A 6205-nucleotide genomic window follows, 5' to 3' on the forward strand; every position below is an offset into this window, starting at 1 on the left:
GTAATAGCTGTAATAGCTGTAATAGCTGTAATAGCTGTAATAGCTGTAATAGCTGTAATAGCTGTAATAGCTGTAATAGCTGTAATAGCTGTGATGTCAAATATCCATCATAGTAGTTTTTATTGTTTTATTCCTAGTGGGAATATTGCTTTTAAATTTGATTTTGTGTTTTAACATCAGGAGGGACAATGGAAAATAAATCAAATTCACTCAATAGAATAAAGCGTCATCAACGTGAAAAGGTGTTGCGCTTTTCTATTCGTAAATATAGTTTCGGTGCCGCTTCAGTTGCTGTTGCAGCACTGATGTTTTTAGGTGCGCGCGTTGTTAGCGCAGATACCGTAAGCGGAAGCAATTCACAATCTACGGCGGGTGTAGTACAACCTAACGATAAGGGCGACTCGCCTGTGGGTATTAAGGAACCTACTGAAAATAAATCAGAAGTAGTCAATAGTTCTTTAGAAAATAAAGAAACTGCACTTGTTGAAAATAGTAGTAATACGGTTGATAAAAGTCAGTTAAGAACAGTAGTTGAAGAATTAAATTCTCTTCTTTCAACTAAATTAAACCTTGACGACTCAGTGCTTTCTTCTGTAAAAGAAAGAGTTCAGAGAGCTCAGGCGTTACTAGATAAAGCTGATGCAGTTCAAAAAGATATTAATGAACTAAAAGAACTTTTGTCTGCTGATTTAGCTACTTTATCTAATGCGGTAAAAGAATCAAGTGAGGTTCGAGAAAGTAATACTGGAACTGAGGCTGAAAAACCAGCGATCCAACCTTCTTCTGAAGTAAGAGCAAGCGAAGAGAGTCAAACTGTTTCAGCTAAAAAAGATGCTTTGAAAGTATCTGTTGATCAGTTGAAAGCAGCAATTTCAGAAGTTCCTGAACATGATACTACGAAAGGAGTTCTTGAAAAAGCCAATGAACTATTAGGAGTGGCTCAAGTAGTCCTTGAAAATACAACAGTTTCTCTGAACGATGTTGAAGAAATGACAAAACGTGTGAAGAGAATGTTTATTTCTGTTAAAAACGCTACAACGCGTTTGACTTCAGGAACTCATGATCCGCGTAATGGTCAGAGAATAGCGAAGGGAACAGGGTTTAGAGCAGATCGTGAACGTGTAGAAGGTCCGTTGTACAATGTTAAAGAGTATATCTCAGAGCCTGCAGGAGGAGGTTCGACAGTTGAAGGAAATCGTCCGCGAACAATCGAAAAAGTATTCATGAAAGCAAAATATAGTACGGAGGGTAATCAGAAATTTATTACTTACGATGTTTACTTCCATAATGACGGTAAAGCATTGGGTGGGGAGTTTGTTGGCGATGCCTTTTGGTTCTATCCGCCTCGTGATCTTTTGTATAATGTTGGTGGCAATTATCCAGTAGGACTTGTTTCTGATGCTTACTATGAACGTTATGAAAAAAAACCAGGAACAACAGGGACGCTTTCTCAAAATCCAAATAATTTTACTCAAGTGGGAGGGAGATATACGGTTCCTCTAATCGCAGGGAAAAATCAGGATTACGGTTCACAAAGTTTGTGGGGCAGCGCAGGTGGTATTTTTGAGTTTGGTGGTGGTCCAACCAGACCTAATCAGAGACAGCAGATGTTGAAGAAATTGGAAAATAATCCAGACCTAAATCGTATTATTCGATTAAATAATGACCCTAATGGACCTTATCCTCGTGGATCTTATTCTCATCTATTAACTATATCAAAACATCAAAATTTCGCTTATAAATATCACGTTAAGATGCGTTTAAGAGATAATGTTACGGAAGCAGAAGCCCAAAGAGCGGGTGCAATGGCTGTAAGCGCTAAAGCGGGAGGTGGAACAACTGCGTATGAAGCGTATGTATATGCTGCTACTGGAACAAGGTTAGTTAGTAAGCCAGCAACTCCAAGGATTCCAACAAACTTGACGGGTAAAGCTGGCACTAGAACTCAAATAGAGGTAGATGCAGAAGCAGGCGTATCAGTTGTTGTATATGACCATGGAGGTAAAGAGCTAGGTCGAAGGGAAGCGAACGCAAGTGGTAAAGCGTTTATCACTCCAAACAAAGACATTCCGAGCGGGAATGTGACAGCCAAGGCTATAGATAAAGCAGGAAATGTTTCTGACCCAAGTAATCCTCAAGTTGCAACTGCTCCAGTACCAAACCCAATTACAGTTAGTCCATTTACACATGGAGATACCAGTGTTACCTTAAGACCGAATGGTAAGACAGATATTGTTTATGCGACAATTCGTGGTAATGGTATTAAGTATGAGAAACAAGCTAATGGTAATTACCGTGAATTATCTAATCCATCACGTATGAGTTTTAAAGCAAATCAAGATGGAACAATAACGATCGGCTTGCCACAAGGTCAACAACTTCAAGCCGGTGATCGGGTAGTGACACGTGCTGAGAATAGCGATATAACGTCGAATACAGGCACCCGTGCTTCCGGAGAAACAGAAGGCTACGGTCAATTAAAACGAAGTGACAAAGTTCATGTGAAAGATCCAAGCAATTTATCTCCGACTGATAAAGAACGTGTAAAAGCAGCCGTTTTAAAAGCTAATCCAGGTATTAAAGTTGCCGATCTAACAATTGCTCAAAATGGTGATGTAACCTATAATCATCGTGGTGAAGGTTCAAATGGCAAGCGAGAAATACGATTAAAAGATAATGTTGTTCTAGATAATGTAGCTCCAGGTAAACCAACGATTGAAACACCATTATTAGGGAAAGCAGGAACAAGAACATCTATCACAGTTCAAACTGAAGCAGGTGCTAAAGTAGAACTTTTTGATTCAAAAAATAGAAAAATTGGAGAAAAAGTAGCTGACAAACAAGGTAGAGTGACCATTGAACCAACAGCAAATCTAGTAGCAGGAAATGTAACAGCAAAAGCAACAGATGAAGCAGGAAATATCTCACAACCAAGTGATGCTAAGGTTGCTACTTATCCGTTAGTAAAACAACCAATTATTAATATCAAACAAGGGGAAAGACTAACTCCTGAGGAAATTAAACAAACCGTTCTATTACAAAACGGAGCTGGAACAACTAACCTACCAAGTAATGTCCAAGTTACAGGTAACTTTGACACGTCTAGTGCTGGAGATAAGAAAACAACAGTTACTGTAACATTTCCAGATGCACCAGCACAACAAGTTGAGGTAACTTATAAAGTATTACCAACATTCCCGATAGCCAGTACGGTGTATGATTTCAAAGGTATGGACCATGGTAATAGTGAATCTGGCTATTATGTGAATACAGGAAACCTTCCAAGCGGAATGGTTTGGGTTGCTAAACGAAATGGTGAGCAGGAACAAAGCGCATCAAAATTAAGAGAGATGCTTAAGGCAGATCCAGTAGGCACAAAAACATATACATTTAGTGGTAAGTACAATCATGGAAGATTTACAAATAATCCTAATGATGCTCAAAAATTAGCACATACAGGAACATTTGAACATAAAGTGTTTGATGTAGAAGCAAATAGAACAAGAGTCACTGTTTCAAAAGGTGCTACTTTAACAGAACAAAATGCAAAAGATGCAGTAGCTAAGGTAGCTGGGTCAGAGAACCTACCAACTGGAACAACCTATGAATGGGTTGATAATCATGGAAATAAACAAAATCCAGTAGCCAACACTCCAGGTGTACAAAATTACAGAGTAAAAGTTACATTACCAATGTCTCAAACAGGGGCGAATCAGCCAGACGCAACACAAAAAAGACCATCTAAGATAATAGATGTGACAGTCAATGTAAAACCGGATGTGCCAACATACAATACAACAATAAAGGCAAATGGTAATATCAAAGTTCCAACAGTTGCATCAACAGATAGAGAATTAACAGGTACAGGTGCTCCAGGAGCTAAGATAAAAGTAACAGTACCAGGTGTAACAATTAATGAAGTTACAGTAGGTAATAACGGTAAGTGGACAGTAACACTTCCTAAAGGATTAAATAGTAATCAATTAAATCAAACACAATTGGTCCCTCAAGATCAAGTGACTATTACTCAAAGTGTAGGTGGCGTAGAAAGTGATCCAGTGAATGTAGCTGTATCATTAGGAGAAACAACGATTCAACCATCAGTAGCTTCTAAAGATGGAGCTAGTCTTGTAGCAGGAACTAAGAATATCGTAGTTAAAGCTCCGCATGATGCAGGAATGGTTTATGTATCTTATACAGATAAAGCAACAGGTAAGGCGCATGAGATAGGCCTAAAACGTGAAAATATTAATAGTCCATGGGTTTCTATTAAACCAACTCTTGGTGTAGTTACGAATACATCGAAAGATGCATTTACGAATAACATCACTATTGAGATGAAAGAATCCATTGCAGAAGGAACTGCTAAAGCAATAGCTAATATTTCAGAAGGTAAGTATTCAAGTGCAGTTGATTGGAAAACAATCCAAGTAACAAATCAAGCACCAACCGTTACATCTGCAGTTGCAGGAAATGAAAAAGTATTAGAATTTGGAGAAAATATAGATCTTAAGACTTTAGTTACAAAAGCTGACTATGAAGATGATAAAGATGCAACACGTGGTACTAAAGTACGAACAGAGATTGTATCAGTAAATGGACAAAATAATGTGAAAGATATTAATTCTAGAAAACCAGGCACATATATTGTCAAATACAAAGCAATTGATAGTCAAGGTAAAGAATCAGGAGAAATACAATTAACGGTTAAAGTTAGGGAAGATAAACCAACACCACCAACAGCAACTGCACCAAGTGATGGAACAGTAACAGTAACACCAACAGGGGATGCTGATAAAGTAATTGTTAATTACACAGATGAGAAAAATGCTCAAAAAACAGTAACCGTAGTTAAGGCTAAGAATGGAACATGGTCATCATCAGATAAACCAGCAGGAGTAACTGTTGATCCAAGAACAGGAGCTTTATTAATTCCAGAAGACGGAGTTAGAGACAGAAGCCAAGTAACAGCGACGGCAACAAAAGGTGATAGTAGACCATCAGATCCAAAAATAGTTACAGCGCAACAAAGAGATTTTGTACCAGTAGTTCCAGATAAGACACCTGTTACAAAAGTCACAAACTTGACACCTGAAGAAAGAGAAAAAGTAAAAGCTAAAGTTCAAAATCGCAACCCTGGTAAAAACATTAGCATCTCGGAAGACGGTACTGCAACATTAACAGATCCGAAGACAAATATTAGTCATCAAATATCTGGAGATAAGTTGGTTGAATCAAACGATAAGATTAAACCAACAGTTGAAATTCCTTATGATAATCCAGCTAGACAAGAAATTTATGTTTATTCTGGAGAAACAAATAACATTACAATCAAAGTAAAAGATAACTCTGGAAAAATATCTAAATCATATCTTGTGTTTGCGGCTAATGATAGAAGAGGTTTAGGAGCAGAGGATAACAGTTACTTGGGTGGTGGAAGTAGCAACGGATTGTATCTAACAGCGACTAAAATACATTCAGATACACCAACTTCAGAAAACCAACCAGCAACAATTACAGTAAGTGGGAATCTTAATAATCAGCCATTTACAGGTGAAAAATCAATTACTCGTTATGTATTTGCTGAAGATCCAAGTGGAAATACAAACTATGATCACGTAGGTCGCACAGATGATACAGGAGCATTAGGACGCGTTAAATTTGTGTGGAAATCACAAACATCAAAATATGATGCGCAAGCCCCAGGAACACCGCTTCTATTGGACAATGCAGATGCGACTCAAATTGAAAATGCTGTAAAACAAGCTAATCCAACCTTTAGCGATAAAATTAAGTCTGTAACAGTTAATGGCAATAATGTGATTGTGACCTATAAAGACGATAGTACAGATCGATTAGACGCTTCTAAAGTTTTCAAAGTACGTGATTCTAATCCAACACCTCCAACAGCAACAGCACCAAGTGATGGAACAGTTACAGTAACGCCAACAGGGGATGCAGATAAAGTCACGGTTAATTACACTGATGAGAAAGAACAAAATAAAACTGTAACAGTAGTCAAAGATAAAAATGGAACATGGTCATCATCAGATAAGCCAGCAGGTGTAACAGTAGATTCAAGTACAGGGCAACTCCTTATTCCAGCTGAAGGTGTAAAAGATAAAAGTCAGGTAACAGCAACAGCTACGAAAGGTGACAGTCATCCATCAGAACCAACTACTGTGACGGCACAAGCAAAAGACTT

At 38.0% G+C, this 6205-nt stretch carries 1 protein-coding gene and 1 pseudogene; both read left to right on the forward strand.

Annotated elements, in window-relative coordinates; translation table 11 throughout:
• Positions 1 to 188: 188 nt before the first annotated feature.
• Positions 189 to 326: pseudogene (locus HMPREF1048_RS13700) on the forward strand (YSIRK-type signal peptide-containing protein); the annotation flags it as partial.
• Between the two features lie 351 nt (positions 327 to 677).
• Positions 678 to 6205: Ig-like domain-containing protein (locus tag HMPREF1048_RS06110; RefSeq protein WP_232616442.1), on the forward strand; the 5528-nt coding region annotated here is incomplete at its 3' end.

Source organism: Streptococcus mitis SK575 (assembly GCF_000257865.1).
Classification (GTDB): Bacteria; Bacillota; Bacilli; order Lactobacillales; family Streptococcaceae; genus Streptococcus; species Streptococcus mitis_CQ.